Raw genomic sequence first — 22,752 nt, 5'->3', positions numbered from 1 at the left:
ACCGACGACGCATGGAGGAGCGATGCGCGGAGACCGGTTCGTTCCCTATCTCGATACAACAACCGCGGAGTGGACGGTTTCGCCCTCTGGGCGCGGAGTGAAGCGCCTGCTCCTCAGCCATGACCCTGAGACCGGCGCCTTCTCGCAGCTCCTCTTCACGCCTCCCGGCTTCGCCGTCCCTGAGAAGTCGCATTTTGCCGACAGCGACCACGAGATCTTCATGTATGAGGGAGAGTTCGCCTTCGACCTTGTCCACCCGATGCGGCAAGGCGACTATCTCTATCGTCCGGCAGGAACGGTGTACGGCAACAACGAGCATTCTGACGGGGGCGGCACGCAGTTGATCTCGTTCGGTCGCGAGGCAGTCAAGTTCCATCTCGATGACCCGCCGTCGCCGTGGCCCGGGCAGTATCTCGTCGATGAGCGCTGGACAACGCGCAAGGTTCGGCCGATGTACGTCCGCACCGCCGACCTGCCGTGGGTGCGTTCGACGCTCGGCTACGGGATCGAAGAGAAGCGCATCCGCGGCGTGCCGGGCGAGCCGTCGGCATTGTTCGGCCGAAGCAGGCATTCGCCCTGGGCTGCCGATGCCGCCTTCCTGCTGCGCATTCCGAGCGGCTACCGTGGGCCCTTCCCGCTCTGGCCCGGGTTTCTCGTCGAACTGATGACCCTAGAGGGCGAAGCGCGTGTCGGCGAGGCGCCCTGGCGGCGGGGGGTGTATGCCTTCGGGCGCCCCGTCGGCGAGACCGTCGTCGAGCGCGACCTCATCCTCTACGGGCGATGCTTCGAGGAGTAGCTCAGTAAACGATCCGCGTCGTCGCGACCCAGAAGATCGCTTGGACGAGCAGGCCGGTGGACAGCACGATGTAGGCGGCGAGCCGTTCGCGAGCGTAGAGCACTGTCGCGGCAGTGAAATTGAGCGCGAAGAGGCCGAGAGCGATCGCGGGCAGGCGGAAGACATCGCCGCGCGGTCCGATAAAGTCGACCTCGCCGAGCAGATTGAAGTGAAGCGGGAGCAGGTCGGGCAGGGTCGGGTAGTAGTAGAGCACGTAGCCAAAGAGCGCGGCATTCGCGACGAGCGCGAGGACAGTCACCCCCATCGCGACGGCATCGTGGAGCATCCCGATCTTGAGCGGGCCGGCATAGCGGATCGTCTGCAGCTGACGGGTGAGGCTGCGGATAGTCAAGGGCCCGGAATTGTCGCTCGGAGCAGGCGGCGGAAGCCGGCGTTGCAGCGCCTCTTGGAAGGCATGGACGTCCGCGGGCGCGATGCCGTAGGAGACGCTTGGCGTCTGGATATAGAGCAGCTGGGACGGCGTGCGGTAGGTGGCGTAGATCAGCACGTGGCCAATGCCCTCGACAAACGCCCGTCCCGCCGCGTTGCCCGGCCAGCGCACGCCCGAAAAGCGCGTCGGGGGAGGCCGCTCAGCGCCGGCGATCACTCCGCTGATGCGCTCCAGCGGGATCACCTGATGCGCTAGCCCCCACCGAATAATCAGCGCCCGGTCGTTCAGTTCGTAGGTGAGCAAAAGCGCCGACATCGCCCAGTAGGCGAAGAGCGACCCGACACCGCCCAGCGCGAGCAGGATGAGGACGAGCCAGAACAGTTCGAGCGAGGGCGGCGTGACTGTGATCCGGTAGACAATAAGCAGCGCTGGCGCCATGAGCGCGGCGGGAACAGCCAGACCGCTCAGCGCCGCGACGAGCCGGCCAGGCGGTGCCGCAATCAGTGCCGAGCGAGCGCCGGAAGCCGTTTTGGCGGTCGTGATGGGCGCGCGCTCCCCGGCTAGCGGCCCGCCGCCACCGGCGCCGGGCGGACCGGCGTGCACCAGCCGATGTACTTCTTATTGACGCCGCGCACGACATCGAAATAGAGCTTGCTGATCTGCCGCGTGATCGGGCCGACCGCGCCGGAGCCGACCGGCCGCCGGTCGACCTCGATCACCGGCGTGACGTGGGCGGCAGTGCCGGTGAGGAAGATCTCATCGGCAATGTACAGTTCGCTCCGGTCGATAGTGCGCTCGATCGTGCGAATGTCGAGCTCGTTCGCCGCGAGCGTCATCACCGAGTGGCGCGTGATGCCTTCGAGAATGTTCTCATTGATGCCCGGGGTGTGCAGGAGGCCTTCGCGGACGAGGAAGATATTTTCGCCGCTCCCTTCCGAGACATGGCCGTCATGATTCAGCATGATCGCTTCGTCGTAGCCGTTCAGATGGGCCTCGGTGCGGGCAAGCGCGCTGTTGACGTAGCCGCCCGCGATCTTCGCTCGCGCGGGGATGGTGTTGTCATCGATCCGCCGCCAGCTGGAGACACACACTTTGATGCCGGCGTCGACATCGAGATAATTGCCGAAGGGCGTGACGAAGATCACGAGCGAGTCTTCCAGGTCGTGGAGCCGAACGCCGAGCACTGGCGCCCCTTTGAAGGCAAGGGGGCGGATGTAGACGTCCTCGCGGTAGCCGCTGCGCTCGACCAGTTCGACGGTGATCGCGCAGAGCTCCTCGACGCTGTAAGGGAGTTTGATGTTGAGCACCTTCGCGCTGCGCGCCAGCCGCTCGTAGTGTTCGCGCAGCCGGAACAGGTAGAGCGTCTCTTCCTGATCGTTCCAGTTGCCGCGGATGCCCTCGAAGCAGCCGGTCCCATAATGGAGGGCGTGGGTGGCGATAGAAACCTTGGCGTCCTCCAAGGCAACGAACTGGCCATTGAGAAACGCATACGGTCTCATCGTTCCCACCTCGTCCCTTTCGCTGCTGGGCAGACGCACGTTGCCGAGATTATAGGTATCCCCCCGACTGCGGCTCAAGCGCGGCGAGCGCGCAGGCGGGCGACGACGCGGTCGAGAATGCGGTCGGCCACCTCGCGCTTGCTGAGAAGGGGCAGCGCTTCAGCTCCTTCTGGGGAGACGAGCACGACCCGGTTGGTATCGACCGCGAAGCCGGCGTCGGGCGCAGAGACGTCGTTCGCGACGATCAGGTCGAGCGCTTTTGCGCGTAGTTTTTCTTCCGCGTGAGCGAGCAGCTGCTCGGTTTCAGCAGCAAAGCCGACCCGGATGAAATCGCCGCGGACCGACGCCAAGATGTCGGGGTTCTTGACCAGTTCGAGCGTCAGCCGGTCGGCGCCTTTTTTGATCTTCTCGCTCGCCGGCGCCGCAACCCGATAGTCAGCGACCGCCGCCGCCATGATCAGGGCGTCGGCATCCCGGCAGGCAGCGGCCACCGCCTCGAGCATCTCTTCGGCGCGCTCGACCGCAACGACGGTCACCGCCGGCGGAGGGGGCAGCGACGCGCTCGTCACCAGCGTAACCCGCGCCCCGCGATCCCGCGCCGCTTCGGCGATCGCGTAGCCCTGCTTGCCAGTTGAGCGATTGGAGAGGTAGCGAACGGGATCGATCGGCTCGCGCGTGCCGCCGGCAGTGACAACGATGTGGCGGCCGGCGAGGTCGCCGTTCCGTCCGAGCACCGCCGCGAGATGGCCGAGGATCGCCGCCGGCTCGGCCATCCGCCCGATACCGCTCGCCCCCGACGCCAGCCGGCCAACGTCCGGGGCGATGATGAAGGCGCCGCGCTCGCGGAGGGCGGTCAGGTGCTGCTGGGTCGCCGGATGGAGGAACATGTGCGACTCCATCGCCGGCGCAAGCACGAGCGGTGCGGTCGTCGACAAGGCGACACAGCCGAGCAGATCATCCGCGAGGCCGAGCGCGAGCCGGGCGATTGTGTCGGCGGTCGCAGGCGCTACCAGCAGCGCTTCGGCAGCAGTCGCGAGGTCGACGTGGAGGACACCGCTCGGATGATGCGGGTCCCAGAGGGTGGTGACGACAAGGCGATGGGTCAGCGCGCGGAAAGAGAGCGGCTGGACAAACTGGAGCGCACCCTCGGTGAGGATCGTGTCGACGAGCGCCCCGGCCTTGACGAGGTCGCTCGCGAGCTGAACGGCCTTATAGGCCGCAATCGACCCGCAGACAGCGAGGAGAACGCGGCGGCCTCGCAGCGCGCTCATGCGGGCGACCGGTTCAGATGATAGAGGTGATAGAGGCCGGTCAAGGTGAGGTCGTGGTCGACGATGGCGATCGTCGTCGACTCGCGCGCGATGATCTCGGCCAGCCCCCCCGTCGCGATCACGGTCGCCTCGCCGCCGAGTTCGCGCTTGATCCGCTCGACGAGGCCATCGACGAGGCCGACATAGCCGAAGATGATGCCTGCCTGCATTGCGGTGACGGTGTTGCGGCCGATGACCGATTTCGGGCGGACAAGGTCGATACGGGGGAGTTTGGCCGCGTGGGCAAAGAGCGCTTCGCTGGCGATGCCGATCCCAGGCGCGATTGCGCCGCCAAGATAGTCCCCCTCCTTCGAAATCGCGTCAAACGTGGTGGCTGTGCCGAAATCGACAACGATTGCCGGGCCGCCGTAGGTGCGGACGGCGCCGACAGCGTTCGCGATGCGGTCGGCGCCCACCTCTCGCGGCTGCTCGGAGACAATCCGGATGCCAGTGCGGATGCCCGCCTCGACGACGAGCGGCCGAAGGCGGAAGAGCTGTTCGCACACCTGGATCATCGTGCCGATGAGCGGAGGGACAACGCTCGAGAGAATGACATCGGTGATCGCGTCAAGCGGGATCCCGCTGGGGGGCAGCATGCCCCGGAGCAGGACCGCGTATTCATCGGGGGTCTTGCGAACGTCGGTCGCAAACCGCCACCGCGCCCGCAGTTGATCGCCGACGTAGACGCCGATGGCGACGTTTGTATTGCCGACGTCGATGACGAGAAGCACGCGCGATCCCCGTGAGACCGCTCGAACGCTATCAGCCCGTCTTCCAGGCTGTCAAGTCTGGGCGATGCTGCGGCTGCGCGCAAGCAGGGTGCCGCGCGCGGCATGGTGGGGAAGAGGCCGGTTTGCCATTCCGCAGCGGCGCTAGGCAGCGACCGGGTTCTTGCGCGGGCGCCCACGTTTCGCCGGCGGCAGCGGCTCATAGCGCGGCGGCGGCGGCGGCGCAATGCCGAGAAGACGCTCCTCCTCGGCAACGCTCAAGATGCGCGAGCACTGGAGACAAGACGTGACCTGCTCGACCGAGTTTCGAATAAGGTCGCCGCGGCATTTGGGGCACTTCTTGAAATAGACGTTCAGCATTTCGGCCCTCCGCGCTCGCGTCGTTGCGAGACCGGACTCGCGGGCTCACACCCCTCGCCCGCTACAAGGTATACGCAGTATTCTGGGTGCCGGATCTCTCCTCGGCCGGCGCGTTCGCCTCTCTGGCATGATCCTGCTCGCTTCGAGGGAGAGACGCGATGCGACGACGGCGCGATGCCCGCTTCTGGGCGCTGCTGCTTGCGACCGGGATCCCGATCACCTTCGGCTGCGTTTGGCTGCTGGCGAGCTGCGCCCGCGGCCCGCTGCCGCTAGGCTGACCGACAGGTCAGTAGAAGATGGTTCGCGTGCGGTGATACGGACGATCGTTGGGCAAGGGGGCTTGGGCCATCGTCCAGAGCAGGGTGTCGACCTCCACCGCGGTGACCGCGCGCCCGCGCGCTGCGAGGGCCTCCCGGATCAGCTCGCCTGCTTGAACTGTAGCCGCACGGATCTCGACCTCCTCGGGCGCGCCCGCCGGGATCTCTCGCCGAGCATCGACCGTCTCGGCCAGCGGCGGCGCGTACTCGAGCACCCCGAAGGCACGCAGCACGCGCGGGAGCTGATAATCGGCAAAGACGGTCAGCGCTGCACGGTCACGCCACGGAGGAACAGCGCCGGCGGCGGCAAGGTCGGAAGCGAGGAGTTGGGCCCGCTTGTAGAAGCGGACCTCGTCGCCGTCGTAGGTGGCGCAGTCGTTGAACGATGGAAAGGAGTCCACCAGCAGACGCACGAGCGCCTCCGCACTCCCGTCCGCCATCGCGATCGCAGCCGCGAATGTGCCCTCGAAGCGGTCGACCAGCACGCGCCCCACCTCCCGGGCGTTGGCCAGCCGCTCCTCAAGCATCGGGATTTCGCAATTGCCGCGCAGCACCGCGGCGAGCGTGGCGCGGTCGAGGTCGGCGAGGAAACGGGCATCGAGGAGGGGGACGCCGTCGCGGATGGCCCGCTTGAGCGCTGCCGCCAACGCCCAGTAGCCGTCGAGCCGTTCGCCGTCATCCTCGATCGACCACTTCGGCTCGCCCCAGAAGGAAAAGTTCAGCGCATCCACCAGCAGCAGATACTGGGCGAGCGTGGCGGGCGGCGCGACCAAGTGATAGCGCGCGTTCCATGCCGGAGGGGTTGGGTGGAGGGACTGGATTGCGGCGGCGAGCGCTTGCGCCGCTTCAGGAACGAGCCGAACCTGACGAGCCCGGGCGACGACCCGCGCCGTCGTCTCGCGGACGCCGAGCGTCACCCGCGGCTCCGGCGCGCTGCCACCGACTCGATCAGGCCGATGGCGATCATGCAGGTGATGAGTGAGGTGCCGCCTGCCGAGATGAAAGGGAGCGGCACGCCCGTCGCGGGGATCAGCCGCGTGTTGACCGCGATGTTGATCGTCGTCTGAACCAAGAGCATGATGCAGATGCCGCTCACAAGCAGCCGCGCAAACGGGTCGCGGGCGCGCTCAGCCGCCCCAATCGCGCGCAGAAGGATGACCGTGAACAGGCCGAGCAAGAGGACGCCGCCGAGAAAGCCGAGTTCTTCCCCTAAAACGCTGAAGATGAAGTCGGTAGTCTGCACGCGCAGATAGTTCAGCTGCGTTTGGGTTCCGGCCATCAGCCCTTTCCCGAAAAAGCCGCCGGACCCGATGGAGATCTCGGCTTGGATCAGGTTGTAGGAGCGGCCGAGCGGGTCGCGCTCAGGGTCGAGAAAGGTCTCGATGCGGGCGCGCTGATAGTCTTGGAGCGCGAACTCATAGATCAGCGGCAGCACAATCAGCCCTGCAAGGGTCAGTATCCCGAAATAGCGCAGCGGGATACCGCTCATCAGCGCCATGCCCAGCCAGATCGCGCCGACGACGAGAGTTGTCCCGACATCGGGCTCGAGGAAGATGAGCCCCATCGGGATCACCGCCAGCAGGAGCGACAGCGTCAAGGTCCGCAGCGAGCGGACCGAGCCTTCGCGGTCAGCGAAGAACTTGGCGAGGGTGATGATCAGCACAAGCTTGGAGAACTCAGAGGGCTGGAATTGAACGACTGGCAGGTTGATCCACCGCTTTGCGCCGTAGCTCTCTTGGCCGACGACGAGGACAGCGATGAGCGCGAGGACAGCAAGCGCGTAGAGGACGGGCGCCGCCCGGCCGAGCAGACGATAATCGAGCATCATGGCCAGCAGGAGAGCGCCGAAGCCGATAGCGGCGTAGAACAGCTGGCGCACCATGGGATGGTCGACAAGCGGCCCGCGCGCCCATTCCCCCGTGGCAGAGGCGCTGTAGATCAGGACTAGCCCGAGAACGATCAATCCCGCCATCGCGGCGACAATCAGCGGGTCCATCGTGCGCCAAACGCGAACATCCATGGGGCGTCCCTAGCGCGCCAACTGGCCGCGGGAGAAGTAATAGCGGAGGATGCGCCCGACAGCAGGGGCGGCCGTTTGGCCGCCGCTGCCGAACTCATGAAAGACGAGGACCGCGATCTCCGGGTTTTCGACCGGCCCGAAGGCGAAGCACCAGCCGTGCTGCGACTCGTACCAGCCTGTCCGCGGGTCGCGCTGGCCGAACTCGGCGGTGCCGGTCTTCGCCGCGATGCGCATCCCGGGAACAAAAGCCTCGCGCGCTGTTCCCTGCTCCCATTCCACGCCGAGCACCATTCCGCGGCTGACTTCGTTCAGATTGTCGACGCTCACCGGAACGCGCCGCCGGACTTCTCGCTCGAAGCGCTGAACGACGTTGTTGTTGGGATCGCGGATCTCTTTGACGATCAGCGGCCGGAGGAGTTCTCCGCCATTTGCGAAGGCAGTCACCACCATCAGCATCTGGAGCGGTGTCACCGCCCAGAAGCCCTGCCCGATCCCCATGTTGTAGGTGTCGCCGGTGTACCACTCCTCGCCGAACTCCCGGAGTTTCCACGCCGGGGTAGGAACGACCCCGCCGACCTCGCCAGGAAGGTCGACGCCGGTCGGCTCGCCAAGACCGAAAGCGCGCGAATAGGCCGCGAGCCGCTCGGCCCCCAGCCCCGGAAAGTCGTAGTGGCCGCCGGCAAGCTGGTAAAAGTAGACATCGCCGGAGCGCGCCATCGCTTGATAGAAGTCAAGCCATCCATGAGCGCCCCAGTCACGGAAGATGTAAATAATGCGCGGGTCGATCTCGGAGCGCAGTTCAAGATAGCCTTTTGAAAAGATCTTGGTATCGACTGTGGCGATCTTCTCTTGGAGTGCCGCCGCCCCCGTGATCAGCTTGAAGATCGAGCCCGGGGGGAAATTGTCGCTAATCCCATGGTTGACGAGCGGCCGTGACGGACTAGTCAGCAGTTCATTCCACTCTTTCTCTGGCACGGGTCCGGAGAACAGATTGTTGTCATACCCCGGGAGCGAGACGAAGGCGAGCAGCTCCCCCGTTTTGACGTGAATGACGATCCCGACTGCGTATTTCGAGTTGCCCATCGTCGCCCGCACAGCATCGGCGACGAAGCTCTGAAGATCGCTGTCGATGGTGAGGACTAGGTTGTCGCCGGGAACGGGAGCGATCGAGTCGAGCTCCCCAACTTGGCGGCCGGTCGCATTGACGATGATCTGCTCTTTGCCGGGCTGTCCGCGCAGTACGCGCTCAAAGGTCAGCTCGACCCCCGTCTTGCCGAGGCGGTCGTTCAGGGTATAGCCGAGATGGCGCAGCGCTTGATACTCCTCCTCGGTGATGCGGCCGGTATAGCCGAGAATGTGGGAATAGATGGGCCCGCCGAGATACTGCCGTACCGACTCCGTCCGCACTTGGACGCCAGGAAGCTTGTCGTTGTTCTCCTCGATGATGAATGCCGTGGTCTGGTCGATGCCCGACTTGATAATGACGGGCTGGAAGATTTCGCCGCGAAGCCGACGCAGGGCGATCGGCCGCTCCACATCCTCAGGCAGCATGTTGAGCAGCTTCGCTAAGCGCTCAGCGACCCGCGCTTGCTGATCGATCGGCAAGTCGAAGGGCGTCACGCTCACGACAAAGCTCGGGACATTGCGAACGAGCTGCCGCCCATTTCGGTCGAAGACGACGCCGCGGATTGGCGGGATCGTTTGGAGGCGCACCCGGTTGACCTCGGCGCGGGTCTGATAGACGCGCCCCTCGACGACTTGGAGCCGCCACAGCTGAACGATCAAGATGCCAAAAAGGAGAAACACCGCCGCGCGCAGCGCCCAGAAACGGAGGCGGATTGCGGCCGCGGGAGTGAGGCGCGGCCGCTTCGGCGATTTGAACTTTGTCCCGCCGCCGAGCGTGGTCAGCATGGCCTCACCATTCGAGACGCGGTCCCCGCCGCCGCCGGTCGAGCCAGCGCGCAAAGGGGTAGAACCCGAGCGCCAGCAACGCCGTCGAGACGGCGGTGAGCAGAATAAGCGCCGGCATCGGCTCGACGATCTCGACCGGCCGCCCAAGCGCTTGGAACAGAATAATCCGAAGCCCCTGCACAAGGAGCTCGCCAACAAAGGCGGCAAGCAGCGGGAAGAGGGCATTCGCCGGGACAAGCGGGATCTCGCCGACGGCCGTCAGGAACGCGACAGCGCCTACGAGAAGGCCGGTCACCCCGATCGGGGCATCCCCCCACAGGTCGACGAGAAAGCCGCCGACCACGCCAACGGCGACCGCTTGGCGGTAGCCCGCAAGCGCGCCCCACGTCATTGTCGCCGCCAGCAGCGCGTCAGGACGGAAGGTAGTCGGCAGCACCGTGGGCAAAACGGTCACGTGCAGCAGCACCACCGCAAGGAGGAAGAGCACCGCGATAAGCGCCGTCGTCAATTCAAGCCGGCCGGAAAGAAATTCATAATCACTTGGACCGAGTCCAACCGCGAGAACTTGACCGCCGGGTCAACGCGCGCCTCTTGGAACAGGTCGACCGGATTGCGCTTCACCTCGACAACTTGGCCTATGTGCAAGCCGCGGGGATAATTCTCGCCAAGCCCGGAGGTCACCACGATATCGCCTGCCCGGATCTCCTCTTGCTGAGGGAGGTAGCGCATCAGCAGGCGGTCGCCGGGCAAGCCGTTCACGATGCCGAGCGCCCGCGAGTCGGCGCGCTGGATTAAGGCGTTGACAGAACTTGACGAATCCACAATGAAGAGGACGCGCGCCGTTGTCGGCCAGACCTGCACCACTCGTCCGACCAAGTTGCCTGCCGGGCTGAGGACAACCATGCCCTCCCGGATCCCTGCCTCCGCGCCCCGGTCGATCGTCGCCGAGCGCACGGGACTGCTCGGGTCCATCGCGATGATCCGTGCCGCCATCAGCTCGAACTGCGGGTTGCGCCGGCGAAAGTCGAGCATCGCCCGCAGCCGCTCGTTTTCGATATCAGACTCTTGGAGCCGCACCACTTCGGCATTCAGCCGATCGACCAGCTGGCGGAGCCGTTCGTTCTCCTCGCGGGAGGCACCAACATCGAGCACGCCGCGGACAAGGGCGCCCAGCGGCTGCACGACGGTGGTCAGGAGCTGCTGGACCGGCGCAAAGGCCGCCGATGCGGCGCCTAACACTGGCCGTGCCACACCGCTATTCGCCACCCAGATCCCGATGACTGCAAAGCAGAGCCAGAGCAGCGGTCCAACAGCAGCACGGGCGCGGATCACGAGCGCTTACCCGTAGCGAGGCGGCTTTGTGTATTGCAGCTGCACCAGCACTTTGCGGAGCCGGTCGAGGTCTTCCAATACCTCGCCAGTGCCCTTGACAACGCAGCTGAGCGGGTCATCCGCGACCCAGACACGAAACTTTGTCTCCTGCGACAGCCGCTGATCAAGCCCGCGCAGGAGCGCGCCGCCACCCGCCAGCGCGATGCCGTACTCCATCAGGTCGGCGATCAGCTCGGGCGGCGTGATCTCGATCGTCGATTTCACCGCCTCGACAATCGCGTTGACCGAGTTGGAGATCGCCTCGCGGATCTCGACGCTGCTGATCGTGATCTGCTTCGGCAAGCCGGTGACCACATCCCGCCCCTTCAAGGTGACTTCGATCTCCTCCTCGAGCGGGTAGGCGGAGCCGGCCTGAATTTTGATCTGCTCGGCAGTGCGCTCCCCGATCAGAAGGTTATGCTTCTGGCGGGCATAGGCGATGATATCTTGGTCCATCTCGTCGCCGGCAATGCGGATCGAGCGGCTGGCGACGATCCCGCCCAGCGAAATGACGGCGACCTCGGTGGTGCCGCCGCCGATATCGACGATCATCGAACCAGCAGGCTCCATGACCGGCTGGCCTGCGCCGATGGCCGCGGCCATCGGCTCTTCGATGATATACGCCTCGCGCGCCCCGGCATTGAGCGCGGCATCGTGGACAGCGCGTTTTTCGACCTCGGTGACCCCGCTCGGAATGCCGATCACCACGCGCGGCTTCGGCACCATGAAGGTCGTCTTCTCGTGCACCTTCGCGATGAAGTACTGCAGCATCCGCTCGGTGGTCTCGAAATCCGAGATCACCCCGTCGCGGAGAGGGCGCACTGCCACGATGCTCGCCGGCGTTCGCCCCACCATCCGCTTCGCCTCAGCCCCAACCGCTTGGACCCGCCGGTTTTTCTTGTCGTAGGCGACCACCGACGGCTCGTTGATCACCACCCCCTTGCCTTTCACCAAAACAAGGGTGTTCGCCGTCCCGAGATCGATCCCGATATCGTGCGAGAAGAAGCCGAGTAGGCTGTTGATCGGACTGAACACAAGCGGCGCCCCGGACTCAGCAGCTCGCGCGGAAATGTCAACGACGGCCCGCTTCTTCGGCCGGTCGCCGGCCTGAGTATAGCACAGCCATCTCCTCAAGAGCTTGGCCGCTTGGTCTGTCGGTCAGGGTCGGCGGCTCACGGTTTCGGGGATTTCCTGATACAGGGAAGGAGCGGCTGCCTCGCTACGATCCGGGCGAGTTCTCGCGGAGAACCCACCGTGCAGCGAACTGTCCTCATCGTCCTCGGCTTGGTCCTGCTCGCCGTCATCCCCGCTGTTCCGTTCGCCGCAGCAAATGGGGTTGGCACGATCTATGTCACCCACGGCGCGGGGAATCAGGTGAGTATTCTCTCGGCGACCGAGAATGAAGTGCTTGCGACAATCGACGTCGGCCTCGACCCGCGGGCGGTGGTGTACAGCGGCGACGGACGTTTTGCCTACGTCGCCAACCGCGGGTCCAACACCATCTCCGTGATCGAAGCGCCGATCGACTCGGTGGTCAAGACCTATCCCGTCGGCGGACCGCCAGCGGCGCTCGCGCTCGACCCTACCGGCCGCTATCTCTACATCGCGAGCGCCGCCTCGAACCAGATCTTTGTGATGGACACCGCCACTGGAGCGCGGGTCGGCAGCCTTGGCGCTCTTGGACCGCCGAGCGCCCTTGCGCTCACGCCGGGGGGAAATCTTCTCCTTGCCCTCGTGCCAAGCGAGCGTTCGCTGTCGATCTACGATGTCTCGGGTCGCGTTGTGGGGTCGCTCCCCGTCGGCGAGGGGGCTGCCGCTCTCGCCGTCGCGCCTGGGCAGGCGTTCGTCGCTAACCGTCAGAGCAACAGCGTCACCCTTATCGACCTCGCGCGGCGAGAGAGCATTGCGACGATCCCCGTCGGCGAAGCGCCCAGCGCGCTCGCGATCGCGCCGGATGGGCGGACGCTCTACGTTGCCAACAGCGGGAACAACACCCTCTCGTTTGTCGACATTGAGGCGGGGCGCGTTCGTTCAACGCTCGCCGTCGGGCGCATGCCTATCGCGATCGCGGTCGCGCCTGACGGAGGGACGCTGTATGTGGTGAACGCGCGGGACGCGACCGTCGCCGCTATTGACCCCGCGACCGAGCTGGTACGAGCGGTTATCCGCGTCCAGCCGGACCCAACCGGCATCGCGATTTCGCCGCTCCAGCCGAACCTGCTGCCCGGCGGGCTGCCCGGTATTGCGACGCCGCCCGCCCTCGAGCCGGACCGGCCAGTACCCCGCGCCCCAAGTGGAAGCGCAGAGCCGCGCCCAGCGAGCGCGCCGCCTCTTCCCCCGCTGCCCGCCGCGCTGCCGCGCACCGGGGACGGGAGCGCCCCCAGCAGCGCGATCCTCCTTCCCCTCGCCATCGTGCTTGTGCTCCTCGGCGCACGATGGCGCAGGAGCGCGCCATGACCGCCCCAGCGAGTGAGCGCGACCGGCCCTGCGAGTTTCTCGGCACCGAGCACGACCGCTGGACGCGCACGTCGATCCCGTGGCCAGGCCACCGTTGCTACGCCAAGCGCACCGGGTCGGAAATTGCGCGGGTCCAGCAAGGGCTGTTCTGCCTGACTGCCAATCACGTCAACTGTCCGGCCTATGTGCTGGCGGTGGGGATGCGCGAGTCAACTGAGCCGCTTCCTGCCCCGCCGGCGGCACGGCCGCGATGGCGCCTCCCCGCACTGCTCTCGGGAGGTTTTCTTCTTCGGGTCGGGCTGATCGCGGCGGTCGTTCTCTTCGTCATCAGCCTCGAGGCGAGCCTCTTGCGGCCGTTCACACGAACGACTGTCCAGTCACAGCCGATGACGACACCGCACCCCACTGTCACCACCTACACGCTCTTCCCGCCGACGCGCCCCTCTACTCCGCCCGCTGCCCCGAGCACGGCAACGGTGACGCCGAACCCCACTCCTTCTCCGACGCCGTCAGCGCTCTCGCGTCCTCCGCTGCAGGTTGACCCGCCTGCCGACAGCCAACCCCGAATGACGATGGCGCCAAGCAGCGGCCCGCGAGGCAGCCGCGTCACCATCTCGGGAGCGAACTGGACCCCAGGCGGCGAGATTGCGATCCGATGGGGTCCAGCACCGAGCGAAGAGGGAATGAGCGAACTGGCACGAACGCGGGCTGGCCCAACCGGCGCCTTCGTCGGCAGTGTTCACCTGCCGGAGCAGGCGACGGGCACGATCTACGTCAGCATCCGCCAAGGCGACCGGGCTGCGTATGTCCCGTTCCGCGTCGAAGGAGAGCGATGAACCGGCGTGCCCTTCTCACGCTTGGCAGCGCCCTTCTCCTCGGTGCGTGCGCTCCTGCCCGCGGCGAGCGCTCTCCTGCGCAGCCAGCAGCGTCTCCGACTGCGAGCCCTCCTCCTCCGACCGCAACCGTCTCGCTGTCCCCCCCTGTCGCCCGGCGAACGCCCGTGATCGCCCCCCTCTTCTTGCCGCCGAAGCGGCTGCGGATCCCGCGGATCGGCGTCGATGCGCGGGTGCAGGAAGTCGGCCTCGACGCGGCGGGCGAGATGGTTCTGCCGACGAACGGGGAGTATGTGGTGTGGTATGAAGGAAGCGCCCCCCCCGGCTTGCCGGGCAACAGTGTCTTCGCCGGCCATGTCGATTGGGGCGGTCGTCTTGCCGTCTTCGCCCGCCTTCGCGAACTGACACCGGGGGATGAAATCGAAACGATCGCCAGCGACGGCGCCTCCCATCGCTTCCGCGTGCGGGAAGTCTGGACAGTCGAGCCGGCGACTGCGCCGCTCGCCCAGATCTTCGGCCCGACGGCGCGTCCGACGGTGACCCTGATTACCTGCGGCGGCATGTTCGACTACCGCACTCGCGACTACAGCCTCCGGGTTATCGTGCGGGCAGAAGCAGGAGAGAGCGCCGACAGTTCCGCCGATCGCGGAGCAGGGTCCCGCCGTTGAGATCGGCGTTCGTGTTGATTGCTCTTCACGAGTGCGATCGGTATACTCAACGCAATTTCGAAGAGGCGGCGATGGTATGAGCGCGGAGCAAAAAAAGATTCGTGTGCTTCTCGTCGACGATCACACGTTAGTTCGTCAAGGCCTTCGCCAACTCCTTGAGGTCGAGCCCGATATCGAGGTCGTTGGCGAAGCGGCCGACGGCTCAGAAGTGAACGACCGGGTGCGCGAACTGCACCCTGATGTCATTCTGATGGATATCAACATGCCTGTCGTTGATGGAGTTGCAGCGACACGACAGGTGTTGAAGGAATTCCCCGACGTCGGGATCATTATTCTCAGCATGTATCGGCAAGACCAGTATGTTTTCGAGGCGGTGCGGGCAGGCGCGCGCGGCTATCTCCTCAAGAGCGCGCGCGCGAGCGAAGTGACGACGGCAATCCGCGCGGTCGCGAACGGCGCCGCCCTGATCGACCCGACGATCGCCGGCAACCTGCTGAGAGAGTTTCAGCGCCTTGCGCCGAGCGGCTCCTCCGCCACCTCGCGCCTCGAACAACTGACGGAGCGCGAGACCGACATCCTGCGCCTCGTTTCGACTGGCGCCTCGAACAAAGAGATTGCGGCAACCCTCTATCTCTCCGAAAAGACCGTCAAGAACTATCTCAGCACGATCTTCAAGAAGCTCCAGATCAACGACCGCGTTCAGGCCGCAACGTACGCCGTCCGCCAAGGGATCACGCCGCCTCGCAAGAACGAGGAAGTCTAACCAGGCAGGACCCCTTCCGCTGCCGGCAGCGTAGAATTGAGCAACGAGCGAACGCCAGGCAGGGAGGGGGCCGCCAATGGCCGGGTATACGTCGATCCTCGACCGCGTCAGCCTGCTTATCTCCGCCAACATCAACGCTGTGCTCGACAAGGCGCTCAGCATGAACCGCCTCGCCGTCTTCGACGAGTACCTCAACCGGATGGGCGAGGCGTACGAGTCGCTGCAGACGGCGGAAGGGATCGAGCGCGGCCGAACTCGAACGTTGACTCGCCAGCTTGAAGAGATCGAAGCAGAAGTGGCGAAGCTCGACTCCGACGTCGACCGGCTGCTCCAAAAAGGAGAGCGCACATTGGCGGCGGCCCGGCAAGCAGTGCTGAATACCAAACTCGGGCTGCTCGAGGACATCCGTGAAAACCTCCAGCAGTCTCAGCAGGAAGCCGAGAAACTGGCCGACGCGAAGGCGAAGCTGCAGGCGCAGATCGAGATCACGAGGGCGCGGCGGCAAGAACTCGTGTCGCTGCTGGAACAGAAGCGCGCGAGCGAACTCCGCTTGAAAGCGCAGCAAGGCATCCGCGACATCGGCGACAAGAGCAAAACCGATGCGCTGATCGAGCGGGCGCGCCAAGAGCTCGAGTTGGCGCAAGGGAAGGAAGAAGCAGCCCGCGACACGCTGGAGGCGCGGATCGACGCGGTGCTCGGCGCCGACGAGATCGAACAGCAGCTTGCCGCCCGTGAAGCGCGGCTCGGTCTCCGCCGGAGCGGAGCGCCCCAGCTCCCTGACGGGGAGCGCTAGGAAGGAGCGCCATGCGCGCCCCGACGCGCCTGCTTCTCGCGCTCCTTGCCGGCGCGACGCTGATCGCCGGCGCGATGGCGGTCGTCTTCATCTCCAATCGCGCCGGGCAGCCGAGCCCGGTCACCGTTCGGATCATCACCGCACTGCCTGCAGAGCCGTGGGTGAGCGACGCCGCGCGGCGCTACAACGCCACCCGCCCCACGATCGAGGGCGCGCCGGTCACCATCGACGTGATCCCGATGGACGGCGTGTCTGCGCTCAACCGGTGGTCGCGCGGCGATTGGGACCGCGTGCCGACAGCGTGGCTCGCGGAGACCCGCGATTGGGTCGGCCAAGCGAATGTCGCCGTTGCTGAGCGGCTGGGCCGCGACGTCTTTCTGCCGGGTGGTGAATACCGCGACCAGCCGGTAGCGCTGTCGCCGCAGGTCTGGGCGATCTTCGAGTCGCGCTATCGCGTGCTCAACGCCCGCTACGGCGCCGACGGCGCTGTCGATTGGCGCGATATCCATGATGCCGCTCTCAGCCGCAACTGGGCGGCGCTCGGCGGCCAGCCGGAATGGGGCCGCTTCAAGCTCGTCATTCCGCATCCGAAGCGCGACCCTGCCGGCCTCGCCGCGATGGTCGCCGCTGCCGGCGCCTATTACGGCAAGGCGAGCGTTTCGACCGAGGATCTCAAGAACCCCCAATTCCAGACGTGGCTGCGCGAGACGCTCGACTCGGTGGTCGACTTCAGTCCTTTCGGGGTCGAGAACATGCTGCTGTTCGGCTACTCGAACGGCGATGCCGGCCAGGTGATCGAAGCGTATCTCCTCACCAACATGGAGGGCCTGCAGCGCCGCTGGAAGGAGCCGCTCGTCATCCAGTATCCCGACCCGATCACGTGGTTTGACTTCCCCTTCGCGATCTACATGGGCCCGGAGACGCCGGCCGCTGAGAAGAACGCCGCCCTCGACTTCAAGCGCTATCTCCTTTCGGTGGAGCAGCAGCAGAACGCTCTCCGCTACGGGCTGCGGCCCGCCAACCCGGACGTCCCGATGAATGTCGAGGGCAGCCTGATCGCCCGCTGGAGCGCGATGGGCTTCCGCGAGCAGGTGCCGAGCGCCTCGCGGATGCGGCCGGCGTCGCGCAGCGGTGTGGTCGAGCTGCTGAACTGGTTCGTCCGGACCTACGAGCAGTAGACGATGCGAAGCGTCCGCTGGATCCTCATCGCCGTCTTCGCCTGCAACGCGCTCCTGTTCTGCTGTGGGATGGCGGCGATTCTCTTTCTGCCGTCGCCCGAGCAGCGCGCCAGCGACGCGAACGTCCTTCGGGTCGGCTACTCCCCGGAGAAAGAGACCCTCTTTCGCCAGCTGGCAGACGGCTTCAACCGCTCGGGGACGCCCTACCGCATCGAGCCGGTCAAGTTCGACCCGGACGACCTGATCGAGCTTGCGACGAGCGGGCGCTTCGCCGCCGTCTCCCCGGACTCGGCAGTCTGGCTCGACCAGATCGACCGCGCTTGGCAGACGAAGAATCCGGATGCCCCCGGGCTCGCCAGCTCGCTGACGCGCTACGCCGTCTCGCCGATCGTCATCGCGATGTGGGAGCGGGTCGCCCGCGAGTTCAACTACCCGGCTCGGCCGGTCGGCTGGGCGACGATCCTGGACCGGGCGCTGCGCGACCCGAACTTCCGCTGGAGCCACCCGTCGACCGCGACGGCGAGCGGGCTGCTTGCGGTCACGGCGGAGTTTTATGCCGGCGCCGGCAACCCGCCCCGCCTTTCGCTCCGAGACATCGAGCGCCCTGAGACGGTGGAGTTCGTCCGCCGGATACAGCGCACCGTCCAGCAGTACGGCGCGGAGACCGAGGACCAGCTGATCGCCCGGCTGCTGGCGGGCGAGAGGCGGAACCTCGACGCCTTTGTCGTCCAAGAGCAGTTCGTCATTCTGTTCAACACGCGGACCAGCGGCGAGAAGCTGGTCGCCGTCTATCCGGCGGAGGGCAGTCTCTGGCTGGACCATCCGCTGGCGCTGCTCGAGGGACCGTGGCTGACCGCCGAGCAGCGCCGCGCTTACCGCGCCTTCACCGACTATCTCAGCCGTCCCGAGACCGGGCAGCTGATCCTCGCCGCAGGCTACCGTCCTGCCGACCTGAGAGTTGCGCTCGACGAGCGGACTTCGCCAATTCAGCGCGAGAACGGGGTCGACCCTGCCCAGCCGTTCACCTCCCTTGTCCTGCCCGCCACGCCGGTGCTCGAACGCATCCGCGACTCTTGGGCGCTGCTCAAGCGGCCGGCGAACATCTATCTGATCGCCGATGTCTCAGGCAGCATGCAGGGCGACCGCATTACCCGCGCCCGCGATGCTCTCCTCTCGTTCGTCGACCAGATCAAGGATGGGCGCGATCGCGTCGGCTTTGCGACCTTTTCGACAGCGACGCGCGAGCAAGTTCCGCTCGACACTCTCGAGAAAAACCGGGGCGACCTCGAGCGGGCGATCCGGGCGATGACCCCGGGCGGCAACACCGCACTCTACGACGCGATCGACTTTGGGGTCCAGCGGGTCAGCGAACTGCGCGAGCCCGACCGGATCAACGTCGTTCTTGTCATGACGGACGGCGAGGAAAACGCCAGCCGCCGCGAGCTCGTTGCCGGGCGGGGCGACCCGAGCCGGCTGATCGCGGCGATCCAAGAGCGGATGCGCCGCACCGGCACTCCGGTCATCGTCGTCACCATCGCCTATGGCGGCGAGGCGGAATTCGACGTCCTCCGCCGCATCGCCGAGTCGACGAACGGGCAAGCGTACCGGAGCGACCCCGAGACGATCCGCAAGCTGTACCGCACGCTCTCGCAGGCGTTCTGATGCCGCCTCAGACTGCCCGCCGCGCTGCTGTCGCTCTTGTCCTCTATGCCCTCGGCCGCTGGCAGACGGCGGTTGTCGTGCTGGTCGCCTGCGCCGGGATCGCGGCGACGATCCTCTTTTTCGATAGCCAGCCGGTTCTGCTTGGCGTCTGGCTGGGGTTCGGGCTGATCGGGGCAGCGGCGATGGTGCTGGCCACTTTCCGCGACGAACGGGCGGTTGAGGAAGCGCTCGCTCCCGTCCTCGACCTGCGCCGGCTGCGCACGCGCGAACTGCGCGAGGCGGTCCAGCGCGCCCAAGAGTATCGCGAGGCGATCCGGCAGGCAGTCGCCGCCGCGCCGCGGCCGGAGCTACGCGCCAGTCTCGAGATGATCACCGCCCAGTTCGACAATCCGGCGGCGCTCATCCTCGAACTCGGCGTGAGCATCGAACGGTTTCGCCACGACAGGCTCATCCAGCGCGACCTCGCGCGGCTGCGGGCGCAGCAGCGCGCCGGCCGCTTGAGCGAGCATGACCGCGCCCATCTCGACAATCTTCTGCGCCTCGAACGCTTGGTCGCCGAAGCGGAGCAAAAGATCCAAGCGATGCTGGCGCAGCTCGGCTCGAGCTACGCTGAGGTGCAGATGATCGGCGCGACGCGGGAAATTCGCGGCGGGCGGATGGAGCAGGCGCTTGACGAGGTAGCCGACCGCGCCGCTGAACTGTCGCAGCTCCGCCGCGCGCTGGAGGAGGCGTACGCCTCCACCCCCTAGTGCCTCCGCGGCGCACCGCTCCCGAAGGCAACGCCGCGCAGAGCAGGCATCATGCTCCTCGACTTGGCGGCCTCATCGGGGCGGCCGTCGGCTTGACCGCAGGGGCGTTCGCACGGGCAGCGACAGGCGCCCGGCGGCGCTGTTCGGCAGCCTGATCCTCGCTCGCATCGGGGCAGGGGTCGGCGTCATCGTTTCGCTGCCCGGCATGAGGGCGGCGGCCGGTTTCATCGGCAGCATCATCGGCGCAGCGATCGTGGCGCGGGGTCGGCTGACCCGGCATGTCAACCGGCTAGAGCAGGCTCTCCGGGTCGACGTCGACCTGCCAAGCGGGCGGGACAGCAACGCCGCGCAGGAATGCCGCCACGTCGTCGCCGCGCAGGACGATCTGCCAGCGATAGCGGCCGCGGACCCGCCGGAAATAGGCTGGAGCAGGGCCGAGGATATCGACCTCGCACCCCTCGGCGCGGCGGTGCGCCTCGAGCCGAGCGCGGAGCGCGGCGGCGGCGGCGCGCGCCCGTTCCTCATTGACGTTGGCGTAGAGAAGGCGGGCGAGCTGGCTGAACGGAGGATACCGCCGCCGACGCCGATGAGCGATCTCGTGCTCGTAGAAGGCGAGATAATCGTGGCGGGCCGCCGCTTGGATGACATAATGATCCGGTGAGTACGTCTGGATGACCGCCTCGCCGCCTCCGGACCGTCCCGGCCGGCCGACGGCTTGGGTCAGCTGCTGAAAGACGCGCTCCGGCGCCCGGAAGTCCGGCAGATAGAGCCCGATATCGGCGTTGACGACCCCAACGAGCGAGACGCCCGGGAGATCAAGCCCTTTGGCGACGAGCTGCGTTCCGACGAGCACGTCGCCCTCGCCCGCCGCAAAGGCGCGCAGGATCCGCTCGTGCTCCGCCGCACCGCCGACATCGCTGTCGAGCCGCAAGACACGGGCGCCCGGAAACTGCGCCTCTACCTCGGCGACGACGCGCTCGGTGCCCAGGCCGAGATAGCGAATGCGCCGGCTGCCGCACGCGGGGCAGGCAATGGGGATCCGCCGCCGCGCGTTGCAGAGATGGCAGAGCAGTCGCTCCTGGCTGGCGTGATAGGTCAGCACGGTGTCGCAGCGCGAGCAGTGCGCGGTGTAGCCGCAGTCGCGGCAAAGGACGACGCTCGCGGCACCGCGGTGATTGAGGTACAAGATCACCTGTTCGCGTCGGGCGAGGGCCCCGGCAAGCCGCTCGCGCAGCAGGCGGCTGAACATCCCGCGGTTGCCCGCCCGCAGTTCAGCCCGGAGATCGACAACCGTCACCTCGGGAAGCCGAACGCCGCCAAATCGCTCCCCCAGTTCGACGAGCGCGACCTCACCGCGCTGCGCGGCGTAAAAGCTCTCGATTGCGGGCGTCGCGCTGCCGAAGAGCACGCTTGCGCCAGTCGCTGCAGCAAGCTGGCGAGCGACTGCCCGAGCGTGATAACGCGGCGCCTCTCCCTGTTTGAAGCTCGGGTCGTGCTCTTCGTCGAGAATGATCACCCCCACGTCAGGGACCGGAGCAAAGAGCGCCGAGCGCGGCCCGATCACGATTGCCGCTTCGCCCGTCTCGAGGCGCTGCCACGCCCGGCGACGCTCGCGGACGGCGAGCCGACTGTGGATCACGGCGACGCGCCCCGGAAAGCGCGCCTCGAAGCGGGCAGCGAGCTGGGGAGTGAGGGCGATCTCCGGCACGAGGACAACCCCCCGCCGTCCGCGCGCCATCGCCGCGTCGAGCGCGCGGAGGTACAGTTCGGTCTTCCCGGCACCGGTCACGCCGAAGAGGAGAGCCGTTCCCCCCGCGGCGAGGATCGGCGCGAGCTGCTGCCACGCGCGCTGCTGGGCTGGCGTGAGCGAGGGAGGCGAGGCCGGCTGAGGCGCGCCCCCCTCGGGCGGCTGGGACGGCACGGGCACCGCAGGGCGGCGCCACGGCATTTCAAGCGTGAGGATCCCGCGCTGCAGCAGGCGTTCGACGATGACCAAGACCGGGCCTTCGCTCTCCCGAGCGACGAGGCGGCTGAAGCGCAGGCCGGGAGCGGCTGCGACCGCGTCGCGCACCGCCCGCTCGCGCGGGTCGAGAGGCGCCTCCGCAACGGCAAGCCGCAGAACCGGATCGATGCGCCGGGGGAAGTCTGGCGGCAGCCAGAGGCGCATCGCAAGGAAGGGCGGGCAGCGGTAGTGCTCCGCGAGCCAGCAGGCGACGGCGACTTGCGCAGGAGTGAGGAGGGGGCCGTCACTGATGGCAGCGGCGAGGTCGCGGATTTCAGCAAGCGGCGGCTGGCATTCAAGCGCGGCGACGATGCCGGCGACGAGCCGAGGACCGAAGGGCACGACAACCGCCTGGCCAGGAACGACGGTCAAGCGGTCGGGGATGCGATAGGAGAACAGGGTATGAAAGACGGGCGGCGCATCGACGGCGACAGCCGCGTAGGCCGGGCGCCTCGTCGCCATCTGGGAAGGGGTTAGTCTGTCGCTTCGGCAGGCGCGCTGGCCGACGCCGCATCTGCGGAAGCAGCGGGCGCCTGTTTTGCGTTGGCGGCCGCAGCGAGAGGACGCGGCCGCTCTTTGATGCGGGCGGCCTTCCCGCGAAGCTTGCGCAGGTAGTAGAGCTTGGCGCGGCGAACGCGGCCGTAACGGACGACTTCGATCTTCTCGATGCGGGGAGAATGCAGGAGGAACGTCCGCTCGACGCCGATGTTGTGGGAGGCGATCCGGCGGACGGTGAACGTTGAATCGCCGGGCCCGCCGCGACGCAGACGAATGACGACCCCTTCGAAGACTTGGATGCGCTCTCGGGTCCCCTCGACGACCTTAAGACTGACCCGAACGGTGTCGCCGGGCCGAAACTGCGGCAACTCCTTCGGCTCGACCTGCAGCAAATTCCGGATATCCAT

21 protein-coding genes and 1 pseudogene are annotated in these 22,752 nt (G+C 66.6%); 9 read left to right on the top strand and 13 right to left on the bottom strand.

What is annotated here, in order from left to right; translation table 11 throughout:
• Positions 1-22 precede the first annotated feature (22 nt).
• Positions 23-796: a hypothetical protein gene (locus NZ773_05070; GenBank protein MCS6801297.1), complete on the top strand. Its 774-nt coding sequence runs from the start codon at positions 23-25 to the stop codon at positions 794-796.
• A 1-nt stretch (position 797) separates the two neighbouring features.
• Here NZ773_05070 and NZ773_05065 read toward each other — a convergent pair whose 3' ends face one another.
• The 11 genes from NZ773_05065 to NZ773_05015 form a co-directional block, all read right to left on the bottom strand.
• Positions 798-1,664, bottom strand: coding sequence for a PH domain-containing protein (locus NZ773_05065; GenBank protein MCS6801296.1), 867 nt, complete (start codon positions 1,662-1,664; stop codon positions 798-800).
• Between the two features lie 122 nt (positions 1,665-1,786).
• Positions 1,787-2,734, bottom strand: coding sequence for a branched-chain amino acid transaminase (locus tag NZ773_05060; GenBank protein MCS6801295.1), 948 nt, complete (start codon positions 2,732-2,734; stop codon positions 1,787-1,789).
• A 65-nt stretch (positions 2,735-2,799) separates the two neighbouring features.
• Complete coding sequence (gene coaBC, locus NZ773_05055) at positions 2,800-3,996, bottom strand: bifunctional phosphopantothenoylcysteine decarboxylase/phosphopantothenate--cysteine ligase CoaBC (GenBank protein MCS6801294.1); 1,197 nt, start codon at positions 3,994-3,996, stop codon at positions 2,800-2,802.
• Positions 3,993-4,766: a type III pantothenate kinase gene (locus NZ773_05050; protein MCS6801293.1), complete on the bottom strand. Its 774-nt coding sequence runs from the start codon at positions 4,764-4,766 to the stop codon at positions 3,993-3,995. The genes coaBC and NZ773_05050 overlap by 4 nt, the downstream gene beginning before the upstream one ends.
• A 141-nt stretch (positions 4,767-4,907) precedes the next feature.
• Positions 4,908-5,123 carry a hypothetical protein gene (locus NZ773_05045; GenBank protein ID MCS6801292.1) on the bottom strand — a complete coding sequence of 72 codons (216 nt, stop codon included), beginning with the start codon at positions 5,121-5,123 and terminating at the stop codon, positions 4,908-4,910.
• Between the two features lie 286 nt (positions 5,124-5,409).
• A complete protein-coding gene (locus NZ773_05040; GenBank protein MCS6801291.1) occupies positions 5,410-6,357 on the bottom strand; it encodes a queuosine salvage family protein in 948 nt (315 codons plus the stop codon).
• Positions 6,354-7,460 (bottom strand): rod shape-determining protein RodA, encoded by a 1,107-nt coding sequence (gene rodA / locus NZ773_05035; GenBank protein MCS6801290.1) that lies wholly within the window; start codon positions 7,458-7,460, stop codon positions 6,354-6,356. Before rodA ends, NZ773_05040 begins: the two co-directional genes overlap by 4 nt.
• 9 nt (positions 7,461-7,469) lie before the next feature.
• A complete protein-coding gene (gene mrdA, locus NZ773_05030; protein MCS6801289.1) occupies positions 7,470-9,371 on the bottom strand; it encodes a penicillin-binding protein 2 in 1,902 nt (633 codons plus the stop codon).
• 4 nt (positions 9,372-9,375) lie between these two features.
• Entirely contained in the window at positions 9,376-9,879 is a 504-nt protein-coding gene (gene mreD, locus NZ773_05025; GenBank protein ID MCS6801288.1) for a rod shape-determining protein MreD, read from the bottom strand.
• On the bottom strand, positions 9,876-10,703 hold the full coding sequence (gene mreC, locus NZ773_05020) for a rod shape-determining protein MreC (GenBank protein MCS6801287.1): 828 nt from the start codon (positions 10,701-10,703) through the stop codon (positions 9,876-9,878). The genes mreD and mreC overlap by 4 nt, the downstream gene beginning before the upstream one ends.
• Before the next feature lie 6 nt (positions 10,704-10,709).
• On the bottom strand, positions 10,710-11,765 hold the full coding sequence (locus NZ773_05015) for a rod shape-determining protein (protein MCS6801286.1): 1,056 nt from the start codon (positions 11,763-11,765) through the stop codon (positions 10,710-10,712).
• A 231-nt stretch (positions 11,766-11,996) separates the two neighbouring features.
• Between NZ773_05015 and NZ773_05010 the strand changes: the two genes are divergently transcribed.
• The 8 genes from NZ773_05010 to NZ773_04975 all read left to right on the top strand — a co-directional run bounded on the left by NZ773_05010 (position 11,997) and on the right by NZ773_04975 (position 19,845).
• The gene (locus tag NZ773_05010; GenBank protein ID MCS6801285.1) at positions 11,997-13,199 is read left to right on the top strand and encodes a beta-propeller fold lactonase family protein; all 1,203 of its coding nucleotides are present in this window, start codon (positions 11,997-11,999) and stop codon (positions 13,197-13,199) included.
• On the top strand, positions 13,196-14,035 hold the full coding sequence (locus NZ773_05005) for a hypothetical protein (GenBank protein MCS6801284.1): 840 nt from the start codon (positions 13,196-13,198) through the stop codon (positions 14,033-14,035). The genes NZ773_05010 and NZ773_05005 overlap by 4 nt, the downstream gene beginning before the upstream one ends.
• Complete coding sequence (locus NZ773_05000; protein MCS6801283.1) at positions 14,032-14,700, top strand: class F sortase; 669 nt, start codon at positions 14,032-14,034, stop codon at positions 14,698-14,700. The genes NZ773_05005 and NZ773_05000 overlap by 4 nt, the downstream gene beginning before the upstream one ends.
• A gap of 76 nt (positions 14,701-14,776) precedes the next feature.
• Positions 14,777-15,463 (top strand): response regulator transcription factor, encoded by a 687-nt coding sequence (locus NZ773_04995; GenBank protein ID MCS6801282.1) that lies wholly within the window; start codon positions 14,777-14,779, stop codon positions 15,461-15,463.
• 76 nt (positions 15,464-15,539) lie between these two features.
• Complete coding sequence (locus NZ773_04990; GenBank protein MCS6801281.1) at positions 15,540-16,256, top strand: hypothetical protein; 717 nt, start codon at positions 15,540-15,542, stop codon at positions 16,254-16,256.
• A gap of 11 nt (positions 16,257-16,267) precedes the next feature.
• Entirely contained in the window at positions 16,268-17,434 is a 1,167-nt protein-coding gene (locus tag NZ773_04985; protein MCS6801280.1) for a substrate-binding domain-containing protein, read from the top strand.
• 3 nt (positions 17,435-17,437) lie between these two features.
• Positions 17,438-19,096 (top strand): VWA domain-containing protein, encoded by a 1,659-nt coding sequence (locus NZ773_04980; protein ID MCS6801279.1) that lies wholly within the window; start codon positions 17,438-17,440, stop codon positions 19,094-19,096.
• Positions 19,096-19,845, top strand: a complete 750-nt coding sequence (locus NZ773_04975) for a hypothetical protein (GenBank protein ID MCS6801278.1) — start codon at positions 19,096-19,098, stop codon at positions 19,843-19,845. Before NZ773_04980 ends, NZ773_04975 begins: the two co-directional genes overlap by 1 nt.
• Before the next feature lie 289 nt (positions 19,846-20,134).
• Here the strand turns inward: NZ773_04975 and priA are convergent, their stop codons facing one another.
• A complete protein-coding gene (priA, locus tag NZ773_04970; GenBank protein ID MCS6801277.1) occupies positions 20,135-22,309 on the bottom strand; it encodes a primosomal protein N' in 2,175 nt (724 codons plus the stop codon).
• Positions 22,310-22,419: 110 nt separating this feature from the next.
• Positions 22,420-22,752 (bottom strand): annotated as a pseudogene (gene rplS / locus NZ773_04965) (50S ribosomal protein L19).

The sequence above is a fragment of the Dehalococcoidia bacterium genome, from assembly GCA_025054935.1.
Classification (GTDB): domain Bacteria; phylum Chloroflexota; class Dehalococcoidia; order SpSt-223; family SpSt-223; genus JANWZD01.
This window is presented reverse-complemented; position numbering and strand designations above follow the sequence as displayed.